Origin of the sequence: Herbiconiux oxytropis (assembly GCF_024979315.1) — a bacterium.
In the GTDB taxonomy this organism is placed as follows: domain Bacteria; phylum Actinomycetota; class Actinomycetes; order Actinomycetales; family Microbacteriaceae; genus Herbiconiux; species Herbiconiux oxytropis.
Genome location: NZ_JANLCK010000002.1, coordinates 118340 through 138145 on the forward strand (window position 1 = coordinate 118340; position 19806 = coordinate 138145).

A 19806-nucleotide genomic window follows, 5' to 3' on the forward strand; every position below is an offset into this window, starting at 1 on the left:
GGATGACGGAGGAGGCACGATGACAGCACGGGAGCAGGGCGACACCACCGTGACGCTGGCGCGCATCACCCGCTATCCCGTGAAGGGCCTGCCGGGAACGAGCACGGCCTCGGCGGCCGTCGCACCCGGGGAGGGGCTCGGCTTCGACCGGGTGCTGGCGATCGAGACCGGTGACTCGGAGCACGTCGAGGGAGGTGGCTGGCGTCGGCGCGGAGCCTTCCACCACGTCGCCAAGAACCCGTCCCTCGTGCGGTTCGGCACCGCGCTCGAGCGCGAAGGGGGCGCAGAGGCGGGCAGCATCGACGACCCCGGAGCTGTGGTGCGGCTGATCGTGACCGATCCACAGGGAACGAGCGCGAGCATCCGGTTCCCCGACCCGGATCTCGCTCCGCTCGACGCGGCCGTGCGCGAGTGGTTCCCGCACGGCAGGACGGGGGACGCCGCCGTCGTGGCTCCGGGTGCCCGGCTCTGGGACTGGGAGAACGCGCTCATCTCGCTCATCAACCTCGAGACGGTCGCCGCCCTGCAGGAGCACACGGGGCGAGAGGTCGACGACCGCCGGTTCCGCGGCAACCTGCTCGTCTCCGGGCTCCCGGCGTGGTCGGAGTTCGGCCTCGTGGGTCGCACGATCTCGATCGGCGACGCGCGGTTCGAGGTCTTCCAGCCCACCGATCGGTGCCGCGCCACCGCGGTCGACCCCCTCTCCGGCGCCGTCGACCTCAATGTGCCCGCGCAGCTGGCCGCACGCTTCGGGCACATGTTCTGCGGCGTGTACCTGCGCCCGGTCGCGGCCGGGCGGATCGCGGTCGGCGATGCCGTGAGCGTGCTGCCGCCGGGAGCGCGCGCGGGCGTCGCCCCCGATGCCCCGATCGAGGCGATCGCGGAGTGGCCCCGCCTCGCCACCGTCTCCCGCCGGGAGCACGTGACCGACGGCATCGAGAGCCTCTGGCTCGACGACGCCGCGGGTCTCCTCGCCGGCGCCGGCCCCGGGCAGCACGTGCGGGTGCATCTGCCCGACGAGCCCTCCCCGAACTGGCGCAACTACACGATCTCGGCCGTCGAGGGCGCCTCGGTGCGCATCACGGTCAAACGGATCGGCGGCATCTCCTCGGTGCTGCACGAACGTTTCGGGGCCGGCACCGAGCTGCTCGTGAGCGGGCCGTTCGGTCTTGTGCATGACGTCGCAGGCACGGGGTCCACCGCCACGACCAGCGCCACCTCCACGGCCGCCACCTCCACAGCCGAGCATCCGCTCGTGCTGGTGACCGCGGGCATCGGTGTCACCCCCGCCGTGGCCATCCTGCGGGCGCTCGTGGCGGCGGGCTCGCGAGCCCCGGTCGAACTGCTGCACGTCGATCGAAGCCAGCAGGGGGTCGCCCACCTCGACGAGATCCTCGACCTCGTCGATGCACTGCCGAACGCGAGCCTGACGCTGCATCTCACCGGCGGTGATCCGGACTCGAGCGCCCTCGCCACCACCCGCGCCGGAGGTCGAGTACGGGTGCGCACCGGCCGGCCGAGCCACGACGATCTCGCGGCAGCCGCCTGCCGTGCCGCGGCCGGCGGCGGGAGGGGTCACGACGGCGCCGAGCCGAGCAGGGGGGCCGGTCGCGCGGTCGCCGAGGTGACCGCCCACCTGTGCGGGCCACCCGGACTGCTCGACGCCTCACGTCGCGCGCTCGAGGGTGCCGGGATCGCGCGCGAGCGCATCCACTTCGACGTCTTCTACACCCCCCGACTCACCGACGAGGCTCCGCGCGTGCCACCCCGCCCCGGTCCGTTCACGGTCGATCCGGGCGACGGCGGCGCTCCGATCGAGTGGCGCCCGGCCGCCGGAGCGCTGCTCGACGTCGCCGAGGCCGCCGGGCGCGGCTGGCCGTCGGCGTGCCGCTCCGGCGCGTGCGGCACCTGCGAGGGAGCGCTCCGCTCCGGCACGATCGCGTACCTCGTCGACCCGGTGATCACGCCGCCCGACGGGCGCATCCTCACCTGCTGCGCGGTGCCGACCTCCGACGTCGTGCTCGGGCCGTAGAGACAGCGTGTCCGCTAGACGAAGCGGGCTCCCGGCAGCCGACGGCGGATGACGTCGAGGGCGTCGGCGCTCCGGTCGACGAGCACGAAGTTGCGGCCGAGGGCCGCTGCCACGGCGCCGGTGGTGCCGCTGCCGGCGAAGAAGTCGAGCACCCAATCGCCCTCGCGGGAGGACGCCTGCACGATGCGGCGCAGGATGCCCTCGGGCTTCTGCGTGGGGTAGCCGGTCTTCTCGCGACCGGTGGGCGACACGATCGTGTGCCACCAGACGTCCGTCGGCAGCTTGCCGGCCGCCGCCTTCTCGGGAGTCACGAGGCCGGGTGCCATGTAGGGCTCGCGGTCGACGGTCGTCGAGTCGAAGTAGTAGCCGCGCGGATCCTTGACGTAGACGAGGATCGTGTCGTGCTTCGTGGGCCAGCGGTTCTTCGACTTGGCACCGTAGTCGTAGGCCCAGATGATCTCGTTGAGAAAGCTCTCGCGGCCGAACAGGGCGTCGAGCAGCACCTTGGCGTAGTGCGCCTCGCGGTAGTCGAGGTGCAGGTAGAGGGTGCCGTCGTCGGCGAGCAGCCGCCACGCCTCCACGATGCGCGGCTCGAGGAACTCCCAGTAGTCGTCGAACCGGTCGTCGTAGCTCAGCAGATCACCCTTGATGCGGTCGTACTGGCGGCCCTGGAAGCCGGTGACCCGGCCCGGCCGTCTCTCGTCCGGGTCCGCATCCGGAGCAGTGCGGGTGGAGGTCGTGGAGCGTCTGGCCTGCGTGCGGCCGGTGTTGAAGGGCGGATCGAGGTAGATCACCGTGAACGAGCCGTCCGCAAGACCCGGGGTCACCTCGAGGTTGTCGGCGTGGAACACGAGGCCCTCGCCGCGGGCGTCGGCGCCGAACTGCCGGCGGGGGTCTGCAGTACCCGAGCCTCCCGGATGGACAGGGAACGGATCGGCGACGGGCACGGTGCAATTCTGGCAGTTCCCATCGGGCGGGGTTATCCTCGGGGCAGAATGAGCACCGAGATCCGCCATGAGCACAGCCAGAACCGCTACACCATCAGTCTCGACGACCAGGTGGCGGGCTTCGCCGACTATCGCATCGAGGGCGAGCGCATCGTCTTCGTGCGCACCGAGGTCGACCCCAAGAAGCGCAAGGCGGGCGTGGCCGGCGAGCTCGTGCGGCACGCGCTCGACGACGTGCGGGTGAGCGGATCGCTCGCCGTGGTTCCCCGCTGCAGCTTCGTGGCCCATTTCATCGACACGCACCCCGACTACCAGGAGCTCGTCGACCGGGGCTGAGCCTCCCGCATGCTCGGCCGCGGTGTGGTGGGATGGAGCCATGCCCGACGAAGCGCTCGCCCCCACCACCCCCGCCCTTCCTGCCCCGTTCCTCCTGGACGCCGGTGGCGACGTCGCGGCGAACCCCCTCGAGGCCGAGGCCGAGGCGGTCCGTGCCGAAGCCGACGGCTACGACGGCGTGCTCGCCATCGAGCTCAAGCACGACCCCTTCGTGAGCCTCGCCCTCTCGGCCCGCGCCACCTCGCGCGTGCGCCTCACGAGCGCGATCGCCGTGGCCTTCGCCCGCAATCCGATGAACACCGCGATGCTCGCCAACGACATCCAGCTCATCTCCGGCGGCCGGTTCGTGCTCGGACTCGGGTCGCAGGTGAAGGCGCACATCGAGCGCCGCTTCGACATGCCCTGGTCGCATCCGGCCCGTCGCATGCGCGAGTACGTGCAGGCGGTGCGCGCCATCCAGCACGCCTTCGAGACGGGCGAGCGGCTGAAGTTCGAGGGCGAGTTCTACTCGCACACCCTGCTCCCGCCGATGTTCAGCCCGGGCGCGAACCCGCACGGAGCCCCGCCGATCGTGGTCGCGGGCGTCGGCGAGCTCATGACCGAGGTGGTGGGCGAGGTCGCCGAAGGGCTCCTCGTGCATCCGCTCACCACGCGCCGCTACCTCGACGAGGTCACCCTGCCCGCCCTCGCCAAGGGGCGTGCGACGAGCGGGCGCACGGATGCGGTGGAGCTCAGCCTGCCCGCCTTCATCGCGATCGGCGACGGCCAGGCCGAGGTCGACTCCGCGGTGCGCGCCGTGCGCAAGCAGATCGCGTTCTACGGATCGACGCCGTCGTACCGGGGCGTGCTCGAGACGAACGGGTGGGGTGAGCTCTACGAGCCGCTGCACGCGGGGTCGCTGCGCGGGGAGTGGGAGGCCATGGCCGATCTCGTGCCCGACGAGATGCTCGAGGCCATCGCGACGATCGGATCACCGGCGGAGGTCGCGGAGGGGCTGCGGGCTCGATACGCCGGGGTGATCCAGCGGCTGTCGTTCAATGCTCCCTATGCGGTGGATCCGTCGGTGTGGGGCGAGCTGAAACGCGAGCTGAGCGCCTGACCTGGCCCCCTGTGTGCGCTGTGCGGTAGGCGGCGAGGGCGTCGGCGGAGGTCTCGTGATCCACGGTGTCCGGTTCACCTGAGGTGGTGATGGTGCCGGCCAGGGCGCCCTGCACGAAGAGGGGGATCGAGCCGCCGTGGGCCTTCATGGTGGTGTGGTCGAGGGCGGGGTCGGTCAGGGTCTCGAAGGGGGTTCCTGCCTCCTCGAAGCGGCGGCGCACGAGGAGCGAGGGCTGCGAGAAGTGGCGCACGAGGGCGGCCTTGCCCGCGAGCCACGGGTCGTTGCCCGTGTCGGTGTCGCCGAACTTGGCGCGGAAGACGGTGTCGTCGCCGAGCACGATCTCCACCGCGAGGTCGAGCCCGCGCTCGCGGATGAGCATCGAGGCGATCACTCCGAGCTCGAAGGCATCGTCATTGGTGAACGACGAGACGTCGAAGGGCTCCACGGCCTCGAGGGAGGCCACCGTGAAGGGGGCGAGGGCGGCCTCGCGGGCCTCACCGGCGGCGCTCACGGCACGCGGCCGATCCACTCCGGCGTGGCGAACTTCGTGCGCACCAGCTCCTCGGCGGCCGCGCGCTCCTCGGGCGTGATCTCGGAGGGGGCCGCGCCGTAGAGGCCCGTGAAGGTCGAGATGAGGCGGTCGATGATCTCGGTGCGCGGAAGTCCCGTCTGGCTGCGGAGCGGATCGACGCGCTTGGCGGCCGACTTCGTTCCTTTGTCGCTCATCTTCTCGCGGCCGATGCGCAGCACCTGCACCATCTTCTCGCCGTCCATGTCGTAGCTGAGCGTGGCGTGGTGCAGCACGGCGCCGTTGCCGAGGCGCTTCTGGGCGGCACCGCCGATCTTGCCCTTCGCCGACGAGATGTCGTTGAGCGGCTGGTAGAACGCCTCGATGCCGAGCGACTTCAGGGCCGTGATGACCCACTCGTCGAGGAACGCGTAGGAGTCGGCGAACGACATGCCCTGCACGAGCGCCGCGGGGGCGTAGATGGAGTAGGTGACGACGGAATTGGCATCCATGAACATCGCCCCGCCGCCCGAGATGCGGCGCACGATCTCGAAGCCGTACTTCTCGGCGTTGTCCTTGTCGACCTCGTTCTTCACCGACTGGAAGCTGCCGATCACCACGGCGGGCTCGTTCCACTCCCAGATGCGCAGGGTGGGCCCCCGGCGGCCCTCGCCCACCTCGATGGCGAGCACCTCGTCGAGGGCGAGCTGCATCTGCGGGCTCTCTGCCCCGGTGTGGATGAGCTGCCACTCGTAGGCGTCGAAGCTCGTGGCCTTCGCCACGGCACGACGCACCGCCACGGCCACGGCCTCGGCCGAGAAGCCGAGCAGCACGGCGCCCTCGGGGAGGGCCGCCTTGACGGCCGCGGTGATGGTGGCGGCGTCACTGTCGACCGGCAGGCCCTCCACGGCCGCATCGATGAGCGGCAGTGCGTCGTCGGGCTCGAGGAAGAAGTCACCCGCCAGCCGGAACCCGCTGATCCGCTCGTCGCTCTCCTCGAGATCGACCACCACGAGCTTGCCGCCCGGAACCTTGTACTCACCGTGCATGAACGCCCTCCTCGGCTCCCTCCCACCCTACTTCCGCCGCCCGCCGCGCCGGCTACCTCGGGCCGGCCGTGCGGTAGCGGTGCTCGGGGCGGCCCGTGGCGCCGTACTGGAGTTCGATGGCGAGCTGGCCCTCGTGCGCGAGCGACGAGAGGTAGCGCTGGGCCGTCGCCCGCGAGATCCCGATCCGCTCGGCGATCGCCGGCGCCGACAGGGCGGTCCCGGATGCGGCGAGCGCCTCGAGCACGGCCGTCTCGGTGGGCGAACGGCGGGCTCCCGCAGCGCCGCCCGCAGCACCCGCACCGTGCAGCACGCGGCGGGCGCGATCGACGGTGGACTGGTCGAGTTCGGGCTGCGCGTCGAGCAGGTTGCGGTAGCGGATGTACGCGCGGAGCTGCTCCGCGAGCTCCTCGTCGGCGAACGGCTTCACGAGGTAGGCGAACGCGCCGCGCTGGAACGCCCGCCGCACGGCCGAGGCCGTCACCGCGGCCGAGAGCACGATGGCGTCGACGTCGATCGCGCGCACGAGGTCGAGGCCCGATCCGTCGGGCAGGTAGATGTCGGCGAGCACGAGGTCGGGCTGCACCGACTCCACGAGCTCGCGCGCCTCGGCCACCGTGCCCGCGGTGCCGGTCACGACGAATCCGTCGACACCCTCCACGATGCGGGTGTGCAGCCGCGCCACCCGGAAGTCGTCATCGACGACCACCACCCTGAACCTCGCCTCGCTCACGACCCGTCCTCCCTCTCGAACTGCTCCTCGAGCCGCGCGCAGAACACCGCACCGTGCGGCATGCCCGACGTCGTGCGCACGTCTCCCCCACCCGCCATCGCGAGCCACAGCTCCCCGCCGTTCCGCCGCGCGACCTCCGCCGACAGCCGGAGCCCGATCCCGTGCCCGTGCGCCGCTCCGGCTGAGCCCGGCCCCTGCTCGGCCGACGCCCCGGCCTCGGCGGCGGGCTCGTCTGTCCCCGCGTCGGTGGGACCGGCGAGCGGATCGCGCGCGGCGCCGTCACCCGAGTCCATCACCGAGAGGTGCAGCTCGTCGCCGTGCCGGAGCGCCTCCACCTCCACCCAGCGCGGCGTGCGCGCTGAGGCGGCCGCCGCCGCGATGCCGTTGTCGACGAGGTTGCCGAGCACGGTCGTCACGTCCTCCGGATGCCGCAACGACCCGACCACGTCGGCATCCGGCCCCACCCGCAGCAGCACGCCGCGTCGCTCCGCCTCGATCGCCTTCGCCCCGAGGAACGCCTGCAGGTACGGCTCCCGGATGCGCCCGGCCCCCTCGAGCGGAAACCGCACCGGCCCGTGGTCACCCACCTCGGCGAGGTATTCGAGCGCCTCCTCGGTGTCTCCGCCGCGCACGAGGCCGGTCACCACGTGGATGCGGTTGGCGAACTCGTGCCGCTGCTCTCGCAGCGCGCTCGCGAGGGTGCCCACGGCGGTGAGGCGTCGCGTGAGGTCCTCGACGTCGGTCACGTCGCGCACGATCACGACCTTCCCGAGCAACCGCCCCTCGCGCCGCACCTCGTGCACGTCGACGAACAGCATCCGCGCCCCCACGACGAGCGGCCCGCCCTCCCCCGGCCCGCTCTCCCGCGGCCCGCCCGCCACCTCGCCCTCGCGGGCCCCGCCGACGCGCGCCAGCACCTCCGGGTGCGGCACCGCCTCGGCGAGCGGGAGGCCGACCGGCGAGCGGAGGCCGAGCAGCAGGGCGGCGCGGTCGTTGCAGACGGTCACCACATCCGAGGTCGAGAGCCCGAGCACCCCGTCGTCGACGCCCTGCAGCACGGCCTGCTGGTCGTGCACGAGCGCGAGCAGCTCCTCCGGCTCGAGCCCCAGCGTCTTCGTGCGCAGCCGTCGCGCGATGAAAGCGGCGAGCAGTGCTCCCACGCCGAGCGCGAGGGCGGTCGTGAGCGCCACGGGCACCGCGTCCGACAGCACGGTCGACCACACCTCGGCGGGCGGCAGCCCCACCGAGACCTCCCCCACGATCGTCTCCGGCGAGACGATCCCGTAGATCGGCACCTTCGCCCGGGCGGAGTCGCCGAGGGTCCCGCGCTCCCAGCTCACGACCTCCTCGCCGCGGAGTGCGGCATCGGGACTCGTCGACACCGGATCGCCGATCTCCGCGGGGTTCGGATGCGCGAGGCGCCGCCCCGTGTCATCGGTGATCACCACGAACAGCGCCCCCGTGCGCGCCTCGACCGAGCGCGCGTAGTCGTCGAGGTCGCCCGCCACGAGCTCCGCATCCGTCGACGCCACCGACCGCCGCGACTCCTCCTCGGCCGCGGCCCGCACATCCGGCGTCGACGCCACGCTCTGAGCCACCCGCAGCGCCGACTCCTGGGTCTGCTGCACGAGCCGGTTGAACGCCGTCACCGCGAACAGCGCCGTCGTGATGAGCGAGACCGCGATCATCGCGAGCACGATCGACCGGTTCACCTGCGTGGTGAACCGCGTGCCGGGCACCCGCGCGCCGTGCACCCGCGCACTCCGCCTCGTCGCCATCCCCGCATGCTAGCCCGGCGCATCCGGCGCCTGCTGAGCAGAATGCGCAGAACGAACTCAATGCTCGATTCGCGCCCAATGCGCACTAGCGCGCGCCCCCGCTCGACCCGTCCCTAGGGTAACGGGACCAGCCGCGCACAGCCGGCGCAGACGGAACAGACGAAGGAGTCTCTCGTGCTCGTCCTACTCGGATTCGGAATGGTCGCCACCTTCATGGTGCTGATCATGACCAAGCGGATGACCCCGGTCCTCGCGCTCATCATCGTCCCCACCATCTTCGGCCTGTTCGCGGGAGCCGGCCTCGGCATCGGCGACATGGCGATGGAGGCGATCGGCGGCCTGGCCCCCACGGCCGCCCTGCTGATGTTCGCCATCATCTACTTCGGCCTGATGATCGACGTGGGCCTGTTCGATCCGCTCGTGCGCATCATCCTGAGGGTCGTCGGTCACGACCCCGTGAAGGTCGTCGTGGGCACGGCGCTCCTCGCCGCGGTGATCTCACTCGACGGCGACGGCTCGACCACCTTCATCGTGGTCACGAGCGCCCTGCTGCCGATCTACCTCCGGCTCGGGCTCAGCCCGGTGGTGCTCACCTGCATCGCGGGCCTCGCCAACGGCACCATGAACATCCTCCCCTGGGGCGGCCCCACAGCCCGCGCGGCCGCCGCCCTCGACCTCTCGCCCACCGACGTGTTCGTGCCGATGATCCCCTCGATGCTCGTGGGCCTCGCCATCATCTTCGTCTTCGCCTGGCACCTCGGCCTGATGGAGCGCAAGCGCCTCGGCACCATCGACCTCCCCGGCGAGGCGGATGCCGCCACCGGCGGCGCGCGCGGCTCCCGAGGCACCCGCGGCACCCGCGGCACCGGCACCGGTTCGGGCAAAGACCCCCGCGGCGCCGGCAGCCGAGCCGCCGCCGGCACGCAGGTGCGCCGCATCTCGACCGTCTCGCTCAAGGCGATCGTGAACCCCGCCGACACCGCGATGGCCGACACCATGCTCGACCCGCAGCGCCCGACGCTCCGCCCGAAGCTGTTCTGGTTCAACCTCGTGCTCACGGTCGTCGTCATGGTGCTGCTCGTGGCCGACGTGCTGCCGCTCGCCTACGTCTTCATGGCCGGGAGCGCCATCGCCATCATCGTCAACTTCCCCCGCGTCTCCGAGCAGGCCGAGCGGATCGTGGCGCACGCGCCCTCGATCGTCGGCGTGGTGTCGATGGTGATCGCGGCCGGCGTGCTGATCGGCGTGCTCGAGGGCACCGGCATGGTCGACGCGATGGCGGCCTGGGTGGCGGGTTCGATCCCGGCCGAGCTCGGGGCGTTCTCGGCGGTCATCACCGGCCTCCTCAGCATCCCGATGACCTTCTTCCTCTCCAACGACGCCTTCTACTTCGGTATCCTCCCGGTGCTCGCCGAGAGCGCCTCCGCCTTCGGCATCGACCCCGTCGACATGGCGCGAGCCTCCATCACCGGCCAGGTCGTGCACATGCAGAGCCCGCTCGTGCCCGCCATCCTGCTGCTGGTCTCGCTCGCGGGCGTCAACCTCGGCGACCACCACAAGAAGGTGCTCTGGCGCGCGGTCGTCGTCGCCCTCGCGATGCTCGTCGTGGGTGTCGTCATCGGCGCCATCGGCATCGGATGAGCCGGCGGATGAGCGGGGCGGATCGCCCGCAGCCGGTCACCACGCGAAACGCGGCGATAACACGCCGTTCACGCCCACCCCTTAACGTGGAAGCATGACCGACACGATGACCCGCGACGCCCGCCGCCTCGCGACCGCCCGCGCCCTGCTGTTCGACCTCGACGGCGTGCTCACCCCCACGGTCGACGTGCACATGCGGGCCTGGTCACGCCTGTTCACCCCGTTCCTCGAGGCACACGGGGCAGCCCCCTACACCGACGACGACTACTACCTCCACATCGATGGCAAGCCCCGCGTCGACGGCGTGCGCTCGCTGCTGGCCTCGCGCGGACTGACGCTGCCCGAGGGCACTCCGGACGACGCCGCGGGCGAGGACACCGTCTGGGCACTCGGCAACCGCAAGAACGACGCCTTCGCCGCCGAGCTCGCCGAGAACGGCATGGCGCCCTACCCGGGCTCGCTCGACTTCCTCATAGCGGCGCTCGACGCCGGCTACGGGGTCGCCGTGGTGTCGAGCTCGCGGAACGCAGATCCGGTGCTCCGGGCGGCCGGCATCCGGGACCGCTTCGGGGTCGTCGTCGACGGCGTGGTGGCCGCCCACGAAGGCATCGCGGGCAAGCCCGCACCCGACACGTACCTGCGTGCCGCGGAGCTGCTCGGCTTCAGCGCCGAGGAGTGCGTCGTGCTCGAGGATGCGCATTCGGGTGTGCAGGCCGGGCGCGACGGCGGTTTCGGACTCGTGGTGGGCGTCGACCGGGGAGTGGGCCCCCAGCTGCTGCTCGATTCCGGTGCCGACATCGTGGTCGACGATCTGGCCGAACTGCTCCCCGCACTCCGCTAGCCTCCCGCTCCGCTACCATCGATCGACCGCGCCGCGGTCACCGACCCTCTCGCTGCCCTCCCGAGAAAGCCCGCGATGAACCCCATCACCTCCGATCCGCTCGACCGTTCGCAGTTCCCCGTCGACGAATGGGCGCTCACCGAGGCCGAGTTCCACACCGCCACCCAGGGTCGCACCGAGACCCTGTTCTCCGTCGGCAACGGCTACCTCGGGATGCGCGGCAACTTCGAGGAGGGGCACAAGGCCTACGCCGAGGGCACCTTCATCAACGGCTTCCACGACACCTGGCAGATCCGCCACGCCGAGGAGGCCTACGGCTTCGCCCGGGTGGGCCAGACGATCGTCAACGCGCCCGACGCCCGCGTCATCCGCCTCTACGTCGACGACGAGCCCTTCGTGGTGGCCGATGCCGATGTGATCGAGTACTCCCGGCGCCTCGACTTCCGCACCGGCGTGCTCGAGCGGGTCGTGGAGTGGCGCACGCCCTCGGGCAAGCGCGTGCTCATCCGTTCGTGCCGCCTGGTCTCGTTCACCGACCGCCACCTCGCCGTGATCGACTACGAGGTCACGATGCTCGATTCGGATGCGTCGCTGCTCATCTCGAGCCAGATCCTCAACCGCCAGGACCGGGTCGACGAGTACACGCCGGCTCCGGGCACGGGCTCGAACGGCTCCATCCCCGACCCGCGGAAGGCCTCGGGCTTCGCCGACCGCGTGCTGCTCCCGCGGGTGAAGACGGTGCGCGAGGGCCGCTACATCCTGGGTTACCGCACCGCCAACTCGGGCATGACCCTCGCGGTCGGCGCCGAGCACCACATCGAGACCAGCAACGAGTGGGACGAGACGTCGCAGATCGACGACGACATCGCCAAGCAGGTCTACCGGATCCGGGCCAAGGCCGGCCAGCGCACCCGCCTGGTCAAGACGATCGCCTATCACACGTCGTCGACGGTGCCCACGACCGAGCTCGCCGACCGGTGCAACCGCACGCTCGACCGCATCCGCGAGGAGCCGATCGAGGAGGTCTTCGCGCGGCAGACGGCGTGGCTCGACGACTTCTGGCGCCGCTCCGACGTGCAGATCGAGGGGCATCCGGATGTGCAGCAGGCGGTGCGCTGGGACCTCTTCCAGCTCGCGCAGTCGACCGCCCGCACCGACGGCGGGGGCATCGCCGCGAAGGGCGTCTCGGGCTCGGGCTACGGCGGGCACTACTTCTGGGACACCGAGATCTACGTGCTCCCCTTCCTCACCTACACGTCGCCGCAGGTGGCGAGGAACGCCCTGCGGTTCCGTCAGGGCATGCTGCCCGCCGCCCGTGAGCGCGCGGTGGAGCTGAACCAGCGCGGCGCGCTGTTCCCGTGGCGCACGATCAACGGTCTGGAGTCGTCGGCGTACTACGCGGCGGGCACGGCCCAGTACCACATCGACGCCGACATCTCCCATGCGCTCTCGCAGTACGTGGCGGCCACGGGCGACGTCGACTTCCTCGCCCGCGGCGCGATCGACATCCTCGTGGAGACGGCGCGGATGTGGGCGGATCTCGGGTTCTGGCGGGGTCGTGGTGGCTCGACGGATCCGGAGACGTCGTCGTTCCACATCCACGGCGTGACCGGGCCGGACGAGTACACCACCGTGGTCAACGACAACCTCTTCACGAACGTCATGGCCCGCGCCAACCTGCGCGCCGCCGTGCGTCAGACCCGCGCGATGCAGGCCGACGACCCCGCGGCCTTCACCGCGATGGTCAACCGGCTCGACCTCGAGCTCGACGAGGTGGAGGAGTGGGCGCAGGCCGCCGAGGCCATGCACATCCTCTTCGACGCCGACCTCGGCATCCACCCGCAGGACGCCCAGTTCCTCGAGAAGGAGCTCTGGGACCTCGACAACACCCCGCCGTCGAAGCGCCCGCTGCTGCTGCACTTCCATCCGCTCGTGATCTACCGCTTCCAGGTGATCAAGCAGGCCGACGTCGTGCTCGCCCTGCTCCTCCAGGGCGACGAGTTCACCACCGCCGAGAAGCGCGCCGACTTCGAGTACTACGACGCGCTCACCACGGGCGACTCGACCCTCTCGGCGTCGACCCAGTCGATCATCGCGGCGGAGGTCGGCTACCGCGAGCTCGCGCTCGGCTACTTCCTGGCCGCCCTCTACGTCGACCTCGGCGACCTGCACAACAACACCGCCGACGGCATCCACGTGGCCTCGACCGGTGGCGTGTGGAGTGCGCTCGCCTTCGGTTTCGGAGGTATGCGCGACTACCTGGGGCGCTTCACGTTCGATCCGCGGCTGCCGGAGGAGTGGCCCTCGCTCGTGTTCCATGTGACCATCCGCGGGCGACTGCTGGAGGTCGACCTGCGGCAGGACAGGATGACGTTCACGGTGCTGTCGTCTCCGTCGACCTCCCCGCAGACGCCGATCCCGCCCGCGGCCGAGGGCGCGGAACCGCTCGAGCTCTGGGTGCGCGGCGAGCGCATCCTCGTGGGTCCGGATGCGCCGTTGACCGTTGCCCTCGCGGACGACCGCCCCACGATCGAGGGCGCCCCCACCACCTCCGACATCGAGGGCACGGTCCGCGCCGACGGCTCGGTCATCACGGCCTCGATGCCCACCATCGTCTCGGACTACGACGACACGGAGAGCGTCGTCGGCATGGACTGAGCGGGCGTCAGCCGGCGGGGGCCGAGAGGCCCAGGCGGGGGTACAGGATCTCGAAGCCCTTCTCGAAACCACCCTGGAGGGCGTCAGCCACGTGGCCGGCGCCCGGGATGACGTAGTAGGTGGTGGCCCAGCCCGCTGACGCCGCCGCCTCTGAGGCCGCCTCGGCCTCCGGCTCGAAGGTGGGGTCGTTGCCGCCGACCGTGAAGATCGCGGTGGTGTCGGGGTAGGGGTGCGTCTTCGACTCGAGGATGGCGACCGGCTTCTGCGCCTCGAAGGCTGCCGCATCTCCGCCGAAGAGGTTCGCGATGACCTCGTCCGGCTGCTCCGAGCCCGGGTAGAGCTCGCCCGAGATGTCGAGGACGTTGCCGAAGAGCTCCGGGTACTTCGCGCCGTACTTGAACGCGCATCCGCCGCCGTTGGAGTAGCCGGCGATCGTCCAGTGGGCGGGATCCTGCAGGATGCGCAGGTTCGCCTTCGCCCAGTTGACGACATCGACCGTGATGAAGCTCTCCGCGTTGCCCAGCTTGTCGGTGTCGGCGCACACCGGATCGATGTCCTCGGCTCCGAGCTGGTCGGCGACGATCACGATCGGGGCGAGACCGCTGTTCTTCGCGGCGTACTCGTCGAGCACCTGCGCGACGTACTGCGGATCCGGGTTGCCGGGCTGCCCCATCATCAGGATCATGAGCGGCAGGTCGGGCGCATTCTCCACCTGCGCCGCGGGCGGCAGGTAGATGCCGGCGGGCCGCGAGCTGAAGCCCGAGGAGGTCGCCGGGATGACCTGGGTTCCCTGCTTGCCGGCGGCGGGCATGTCGGCGGGTGGCTGCCAGGTCTCGTAGAGAGGCTTGGCAGGGCTGGCATCGGGGTCTCCGCTGGGGCCGGGCGTGGGCTTGTTGATGTCGATCGGATGCTCGACCGTGATCCCGAAGAGCGACGCGACCGTGGCGTTGAGCCCGAAGTACGCGTTGACCCCGAGCGTGCCGGCGGCGGCGAAGAGCAGGATGCCGACGACGGCGATGACCTTCCGCCACCACCGCGACCGCCACAGGTTGACGACCGCGAGCCCGATCGCGGCGAAGGTCGCGACCACCCACGCGTCGGTCTGCACCGTGAGCGGCACCCCGAACACGTTCAGCGCCTCGACCACCCAGATGGTGGCGAAGGCCACGAGGGCACCCGCGAGCAGCCCGATCAGCGCCGTGAGCACCCAGCGGATGCGCGGCGGCCGCGCGAGCAGGTACACGAACGCGACGGCGGCGAGGATCCACACCGTCCACGGCACGGGCCCGTCGATGATGCGGGTGTCGAGGAGCGCGTCGAACATCAGGCGGGAGCCCCGGGAGCCCCGGGAGCGGTGGGCGAGTCAGCGGACGCAGGCGCCACGGCGACGCGCGAGTCGAGCCAAGCGACGAGGTCCGCCACCACCTCGAGGCGGTTCGTCTCGTTGAAGATCTCGTGGCGGGCGTCGTCGTAGACGGTGAGGGTCACATCCGTGAGCTTCGAGCGCGTGCGGTAGGCATCGCGCAGCTTCTCGGCGCTGCGGCGGCCGCCGAGCGTGTCGTCGGAGCCGACGAGGATGAGCAGCGGCACGTCGGCGTCGAGGCGCTTCGCCGGCCGGCCGAAGAGCCGCAGTGCATCGGGCAGGCCGAAGAGCTTCAGCACCTCGGCGGGGAACATGAGCTCGTCGCCGGCCGCCCGTTCCTGGGCCGCGACGTCGCGGCTCAGCCACTCGAAGCCGTTGCCCGCGATGGGGCTCTGCCCAGGCACGGCGACGGGCCGGTGCTTGCGGGTGAGGTCGCCGCCGTCCATCGAACCGGGCATGCGGTAGGCCGTTCCGCTCAGCACGATGCCCGCGTAGTGCGTGAGCGCCGGCGAGTTCACGAGCTTCTGCACCATGAGCGAGCCCCAGCTGTGCCCGAGCAGCACGAGCGGCACACCCGGGTGCTCGCGCGCGATGCGCACCCCCAGCTGCCGGATGTCGTCGACCGTCGCCCGCAGTCCACCCGGACCCAACCGCCCGAGCTTCGACCGGTCGCCACCGTGCTGGGCGAGGCCGGTGGCACCGTGCCCTCGCTGGTCGGCGGCGTAGACGCTGTAGCCGGCCTCGTTGAGGTCGGCCGCGAGGCTCGCGTAACGGGCTCCGTGCTCACCGACACCGTGGGAGATCTGCACCACGGCCTTCGGCCGCGTGACCGTCCACCCGTAGTAGGTGATCCTCACGCCCACCTCGTCCACGAACACCGCCGTGAAATGCGCCGCCGGATGCGCGCCGCCCATCCTGTGCGCGTCCTGCCTGTCGTGCGGTTCGTGGGGGCGCACCGGTTCGTGCGGGTCGTGCTCAGCCATACGTCATCCTTGCACGCCCGCCCCGCCGGATCGGGTGCCGGGCCACCCCCCTTTCCGGGCCGGCCTGCGTGGACATTGCTCCTAAAATGAGTTATTCTCGCGCAATGTCCACTACGATGACTTCTCACGTTCGATCCCGGCTGGCCGGTGTGTTCCTCGCTCTCGTCGTGGCCGCCGCGGTCCTCACCGGCGCCGTCCCCGCCCACGCACTCGGCACCTCCTCGGTGCGCCTCGAGTTGCTCGATGAGACGACCTCGAGTTCTCGACTTGGGGAGATGACGATCGATGAGACCTCTCATCGCGCCTACGTCGTGAACGGGAGCGCGCGTGGAATCGACGTCTACGACATCTCAGGCGATCGGCTTGTGCTGATCGCGACCGTGACCACGGGCATTTCACAGCCGTGGAGACTCGCCATCGATAAGGCGGGGCATCGACTCGTGGTGTCCGAAGCCGGCATGCCCTACCTGGCGATCATCGACATCGACCCGCGGTCGCCGACGGTCAACACCGTTGTGAGGTCGCTGAGCACCGGCGGGGCGACCACCTTCCGGCTCGCTGTCGACGGCGATGTCGCCATCGTCTACGACATGAACACGGGCAGAGTCGTGCGTGTCCCCTTGAGCGGTGGGCCGACCACAGAAGCGGGCATCTCCACGTCGACAGGAATGATGGTGGTCGATCCCCTGACCCACCGGGTGTACGTGGCGCAGGAGCCTCTGTCCCGGATCGTCGTCATCGAACCCGACGGATCGACCTCGATCAAAGACCTCGACTCCAAGCCGATCGCCCTGGCTCTCTGGCGCGGTCAAGTGCTCGTCTCGACGTATGCGGGCAGAGTGGAGCGATACAACCCGGCGGATTGGTCCCAGACCGGAGTGTCCGCGGCGTTGGGAAGCATCCCGGTTGTCCTCCATGTCGATGAGTCGGTAGGAGTGGTCTACGGCCTGCGGACGAACGGATCGGCTCCGCCCGTGATCCTCAACGCCGACACTCTCGCCACCGAGGGGGAAGTCGGCCTGCTCCCCAATGTCCGGGAGCTCACCTTGAATTCCCCGACCCAACGGACGATGGTCAACGACGGAACCACCATCCGTCTGTACAGTTCCACCTCCGCCGTGCAGCGCATCAGCGGGGCCGATCGGTACGAGGTCTCGGCATCGATCTCGCGCGGCCAGTTCGACCCCATGACCCCCGTCGTGTACGTCGCCTCCGGCGCCGTCTTCAGCGACTCCCTCTCCGCCTCGGCGGCCGCCGGCGCGCACGGCGGCGGCGTGCTGCTCGTGCAGAAGAATGCGATTCCGGCAGCAGTCGCGGCCGAGCTCGACCGACTCGATCCACAGCGCATCGTCGTGCTCGGCGGTTTCGCCACCATCGATGCGTCCGTGGAGTCAGCTCTCCTGGCGTACTCGCGCAACGTGACCCGTATCAAGGGCGTCGACCGCTACGAGGTCTCGGCCGCTGTGTCCCTCGACGCCTTCGGCCCTGCGCGCCCCGTGGCGTATGTCGCCGCCGGAGCCACCTTCACCGACGCCCTCTCCGCGTCCGCCGCGGCTGGGAAGACCGGTGGCCCGGTGCTGCTCGTGCGGAAGGACTCCATTCCCGGCAGCGTGGAGGCCGAGCTGCGCCGGCTCGCCCCCGCGAAGATCGTCGTGGTCGGCGGCACCGCCTCGATCAGCCAGGCCGTGATGGACTCGCTCACCGCGCTTCAGAGCAACACGATCCGCGTCGACGGCGCAGACCGATTCGAGGTCTCTGCAGCCGTGTCCCGGCCGGTCTTCCCCCCGAAGACCGACACCGTCTTCGTCGCCTCGGGCCTCGTCTACCCAGATGCGCTCTCCGGCTCGGGGGCCGCGATCGCTCACGGCTCGCCCGTCCTGCTCGTGCGTCCCGATTCCATCCCCGGCCCCGTTGCCACAGAACTCACCCGGCTCAAGCCCGCGCGCATCGTGATCCTGGGCGGCACGAGCACGGTGTCACCGGCTGTCGAAGCTCAGCTGAAGCGCTACACCGTCGGATGACGGGTGAATCAGCAGGGGCAGGCCCGTAGGCGGGGACACCGCCGTCAGGACTCCCGGGTGATCTCCACGGTCACGAAGAGCTGCGAGCCGAAGGGGCCCGCGTAGACGCCGCGGAGGGGGGCGACGTCGTTGTAGTCGCGGCCCCGGCCGACGATGACGTGGCGTTCGCCGATGTCGATGAGGTTGGTGGGGTCGAAGCCGCGCCAGTCACCGCAGAACCACTCGACCCAGGCGTGCGACTCCCCCGCGATGGTCTCGCCGATCGCCGCGTCGGGCTTGGGGTGCAGGTAGCCCGAGACGTAGCGGGCCGGGATGCCCACCGCGCGCAGGGCGCCGAGCGCGATGTGGGTGATGTCCTGGCAGACCCCACGCTTGTCGACCCAGGCGTCCCGCGCCTTCGACTGAACCCCCGTGACTCCCTGCACGTACTCGACCTGGCGGCCGATCTCGGTGCAGATCTCGAGGGCGGCCTCGCACGGGCTCACGTGCTTCGACGCGATCGACTCCGCGAGCTCGATGAGATCGGCGGAGGGCTCGGTGAGCTTCGTCTGCTTCGCCTGCTCCACCGAGGAGGTGGAGGTGGCCGCCGAGTTCGCGAGCAGCTCCCAGTCGACCGGATGCGCCGCGTGCGTGCGATTCCGCACCTCCACGAGCGAGGTCGCCGTCAGCGAGAGCTCCTTGTGCGGCGTGAGCACCTCGAACGACGACACGCGCGTGCCCCAGTAGTCGACGTAGTTGTGCGACGACGACACCGGTGCGATGTCGAGCGAGGAGTGCAGCACGAACTGCCCCTCGGAGGAGACGGGCAGCATGCGCGCCTCGTTGTAGGAGGCCTGCACCTCGCCCTCGTAGCGGTAGCCGGTGACGTGCCGGATGCGCAACCGGTTCATACGCTCTCTCCGATCCAGCTCGGTGCGGTATTGGTGGGGAAGTAGCGCTGCCGTACGGCCTCGGAGGCCGCACTCGTCGCATCCTGGACGCTGTCCATGTAGCGGGGCAGTTCGTGCAGGATGTCGGTGATCGGCCGGTACTCCAGCTGCGAGCGGATCTGGCCGAGCAGGCGCTGCGAGTTGTCGGAGACACCGATCCGCTCGCTGCGCGGCCCGAGATCGCGGAGGCACTGCTCGGCCCGCGAGACCGAATAGAGGATGGAGCGGGGGAAGAGGCGGTCGAGCAGCAGGAACTCCGCCGCGTTCCGCGCCGAGGGGACACCCCGATAGGTGCGGAGGTAGGCCTCGTAGGCGCCGCAGGAGCGGAGGATCGTGGTCCAGGACGGACCGGACGCCTCGGTGAGCGAGCGCGTGGCGAGCAGGCGCGCCGTCATGTCGGCGCGCTCGATCGAGCGGCCGAGCGTGAAGAAGTGCCAGGCCTCGTCGCGCGACGCCGACGACTCCATGATGCCCACGGCGAGCGCCGACCGGTCACGCACCCAGCCGAAGAACTCGTGCGTCTTCTCGCCCGCGATCTTGCGCGGCATGCGGGCCCTGGTGGTGTTGAGGCACTCCCAGAGCTCGGTCGAGACGATCTCGCGGGCCCGCCTGGCGTTCTCGCGGGCGGCGCCGAGCGAGTAGGCGATGGAGGCGGGGTGCGTGCGGTCGACCGCGAGGGTGGCGAGCACATCGGCGCGGGTGAGCGAGCGCTCGTCGTCTGGCACATCGGAGCCCATGACGCTGAGGAGCGATCGGCAGGCGAGGTTCTCCTCGATCCACGGGTCTTCGAGCAGCAGCTGCAGGTGCACGTCGAGGATGCGGGCGGTGCCGTCGGCGCGTTCGATGTAGCGTCCGATCCAGAACAGCGACTCCGCGATGCGCGAGAGCATG

General features: G+C 70.6%; 16 protein-coding genes. 7 read left to right on the forward strand and 9 right to left on the reverse strand.

All coding sequences use genetic code 11. The annotated features are described in order from the left end of the window. Positions 1–19: 19 nt before the first annotated feature. A complete protein-coding gene (locus N1028_RS03640) occupies positions 20–2032 on the forward strand; it encodes an MOSC domain-containing protein (RefSeq protein WP_259525459.1) in 2013 nt (670 codons plus the stop codon). Between the two features lie 14 nt (positions 2033–2046). On the opposite strand, the gene N1028_RS03645 is transcribed toward N1028_RS03640, so the two are convergent. Further along, positions 2047–2979, reverse strand: coding sequence for a DNA-methyltransferase (locus tag N1028_RS03645; protein WP_375163392.1), 933 nt, complete (start codon positions 2977–2979; stop codon positions 2047–2049). Positions 2980–3027: 48 nt separating this feature from the next. On the opposite strand from N1028_RS03645, the gene N1028_RS03650 reads away from it, so the two are divergent. Both N1028_RS03650 and N1028_RS03655 read left to right on the forward strand, forming a co-directional pair. Beyond that, on the forward strand, positions 3028–3315 hold the full coding sequence (locus N1028_RS03650; protein WP_259525461.1) for a GNAT family N-acetyltransferase: 288 nt from the start codon (positions 3028–3030) through the stop codon (positions 3313–3315). A gap of 40 nt (positions 3316–3355) precedes the next feature. Continuing rightward, positions 3356–4414 (forward strand): TIGR03617 family F420-dependent LLM class oxidoreductase, encoded by a 1059-nt coding sequence (locus N1028_RS03655; protein WP_259525462.1) that lies wholly within the window; start codon positions 3356–3358, stop codon positions 4412–4414. Here the strand turns inward: N1028_RS03655 and N1028_RS03660 are convergent. The 4 genes from N1028_RS03660 to N1028_RS03675 are packed head-to-tail and all read right to left on the reverse strand — an operon-like array spanning position 4350 to position 8479. Then, positions 4350–4925 carry a heme-binding protein gene (locus tag N1028_RS03660; protein WP_259525463.1) on the reverse strand — a complete coding sequence of 192 codons (576 nt, stop codon included), beginning with the start codon at positions 4923–4925 and terminating at the stop codon, positions 4350–4352. The genes N1028_RS03655 and N1028_RS03660 overlap by 65 nt on opposite strands. Next, on the reverse strand, positions 4922–5971 hold the full coding sequence (gene lplAB, locus N1028_RS03665; protein ID WP_259525464.1) for a lipoate-protein ligase LplAB: 1050 nt from the start codon (positions 5969–5971) through the stop codon (positions 4922–4924). The genes N1028_RS03660 and lplAB overlap by 4 nt, the downstream gene beginning before the upstream one ends. 52 nt (positions 5972–6023) lie before the next feature. After that, the gene (locus N1028_RS03670) at positions 6024–6701 is read right to left on the reverse strand and encodes a response regulator transcription factor (RefSeq protein WP_259525466.1); all 678 of its coding nucleotides are present in this window, start codon (positions 6699–6701) and stop codon (positions 6024–6026) included. Further along, complete coding sequence (locus N1028_RS03675; RefSeq protein WP_259525468.1) at positions 6698–8479, reverse strand: sensor histidine kinase; 1782 nt, start codon at positions 8477–8479, stop codon at positions 6698–6700. Before N1028_RS03675 ends, N1028_RS03670 begins: the two co-directional genes overlap by 4 nt. Before the next feature lie 198 nt (positions 8480–8677). Here N1028_RS03675 and N1028_RS03680 point away from each other — a divergent pair, with 198 nt between their 5' ends. The 3 genes from N1028_RS03680 to N1028_RS03690 all read left to right on the forward strand — a co-directional run bounded on the left by N1028_RS03680 (position 8678) and on the right by N1028_RS03690 (position 13619). Continuing rightward, positions 8678–10120 (forward strand): CitMHS family transporter, encoded by a 1443-nt coding sequence (locus N1028_RS03680; protein WP_259525888.1) that lies wholly within the window; start codon positions 8678–8680, stop codon positions 10118–10120. 94 nt (positions 10121–10214) lie between these two features. Next, the gene (locus tag N1028_RS03685) at positions 10215–10961 is read left to right on the forward strand and encodes an HAD family hydrolase (protein ID WP_259525469.1); all 747 of its coding nucleotides are present in this window, start codon (positions 10215–10217) and stop codon (positions 10959–10961) included. Between the two features lie 75 nt (positions 10962–11036). Then, positions 11037–13619, forward strand: coding sequence for a glycoside hydrolase family 65 protein (locus tag N1028_RS03690; protein ID WP_259525470.1), 2583 nt, complete (start codon positions 11037–11039; stop codon positions 13617–13619). 7 nt (positions 13620–13626) lie between these two features. On the opposite strand, the gene N1028_RS03695 is transcribed toward N1028_RS03690, so the two are convergent. Next, positions 13627–14943 (reverse strand): alpha/beta hydrolase-fold protein, encoded by a 1317-nt coding sequence (locus tag N1028_RS03695; RefSeq protein ID WP_259525471.1) that lies wholly within the window; start codon positions 14941–14943, stop codon positions 13627–13629. Next, positions 14943–15965: an alpha/beta fold hydrolase gene (locus N1028_RS03700; protein WP_259525472.1), complete on the reverse strand. Its 1023-nt coding sequence runs from the start codon at positions 15963–15965 to the stop codon at positions 14943–14945. Before N1028_RS03700 ends, N1028_RS03695 begins: the two co-directional genes overlap by 1 nt. A 116-nt stretch (positions 15966–16081) precedes the next feature. Here N1028_RS03700 and N1028_RS03705 point away from each other — a divergent pair, with 116 nt between their 5' ends. Further along, positions 16082–17986, forward strand: coding sequence for a cell wall-binding repeat-containing protein (locus N1028_RS03705; protein ID WP_259525473.1), 1905 nt, complete (start codon positions 16082–16084; stop codon positions 17984–17986). A gap of 44 nt (positions 17987–18030) precedes the next feature. On the opposite strand, the gene N1028_RS03710 is transcribed toward N1028_RS03705, so the two are convergent. Both N1028_RS03710 and N1028_RS03715 read right to left on the reverse strand, forming a co-directional pair. Next, positions 18031–18876 carry a transglutaminase family protein gene (locus N1028_RS03710; RefSeq protein WP_259525474.1) on the reverse strand — a complete coding sequence of 282 codons (846 nt, stop codon included), beginning with the start codon at positions 18874–18876 and terminating at the stop codon, positions 18031–18033. Then, positions 18873–19805: an alpha-E domain-containing protein gene (locus tag N1028_RS03715; RefSeq protein WP_259525889.1), complete on the reverse strand. Its 933-nt coding sequence runs from the start codon at positions 19803–19805 to the stop codon at positions 18873–18875. Before N1028_RS03715 ends, N1028_RS03710 begins: the two co-directional genes overlap by 4 nt. Position 19806: the final 1 nt, after the last annotated feature.

What these genes read in the sequence shown, in the direction of transcription:
- N1028_RS03685 (WP_259525469.1), top strand. Translation starts at nt 10,215, where the DNA reads ATGACCGACACGATGACCCGCGACGCCCGCCGCCTCGCGACCGCCCGC.
- N1028_RS03715 (WP_259525889.1), bottom strand. Translation starts at nt 19,805, where the DNA reads ATGCTCTCGCGCATCGCGGAGTCGCTGTTCTGGATCGGACGCTACATC.
- N1028_RS03705 (WP_259525473.1), top strand. Translation starts at nt 16,082, where the DNA reads ATGACTTCTCACGTTCGATCCCGGCTGGCCGGTGTGTTCCTCGCTCTC.
- N1028_RS03675 (WP_259525468.1), bottom strand. Translation starts at nt 8,479, where the DNA reads ATGGCGACGAGGCGGAGTGCGCGGGTGCACGGCGCGCGGGTGCCCGGC.
- N1028_RS03655 (WP_259525462.1), top strand. Translation starts at nt 3,356, where the DNA reads ATGCCCGACGAAGCGCTCGCCCCCACCACCCCCGCCCTTCCTGCCCCG.
- N1028_RS03710 (WP_259525474.1), bottom strand. Translation starts at nt 18,876, where the DNA reads ATGAACCGGTTGCGCATCCGGCACGTCACCGGCTACCGCTACGAGGGC.
- N1028_RS03650 (WP_259525461.1), top strand. Translation starts at nt 3,028, where the DNA reads ATGAGCACCGAGATCCGCCATGAGCACAGCCAGAACCGCTACACCATC.
- N1028_RS03690 (WP_259525470.1), top strand. Translation starts at nt 11,037, where the DNA reads ATGAACCCCATCACCTCCGATCCGCTCGACCGTTCGCAGTTCCCCGTC.
- N1028_RS03695 (WP_259525471.1), bottom strand. Translation starts at nt 14,943, where the DNA reads ATGTTCGACGCGCTCCTCGACACCCGCATCATCGACGGGCCCGTGCCG.
- N1028_RS03640 (WP_259525459.1), top strand. Translation starts at nt 20, where the DNA reads ATGACAGCACGGGAGCAGGGCGACACCACCGTGACGCTGGCGCGCATC.
- lplAB (WP_259525464.1), bottom strand. Translation starts at nt 5,971, where the DNA reads ATGCACGGTGAGTACAAGGTTCCGGGCGGCAAGCTCGTGGTGGTCGAT.
- N1028_RS03680 (WP_259525888.1), top strand. Translation starts at nt 8,678, where the DNA reads ATGGTCGCCACCTTCATGGTGCTGATCATGACCAAGCGGATGACCCCG.
- N1028_RS03700 (WP_259525472.1), bottom strand. Translation starts at nt 15,965, where the DNA reads ATGGCTGAGCACGACCCGCACGAACCGGTGCGCCCCCACGAACCGCAC.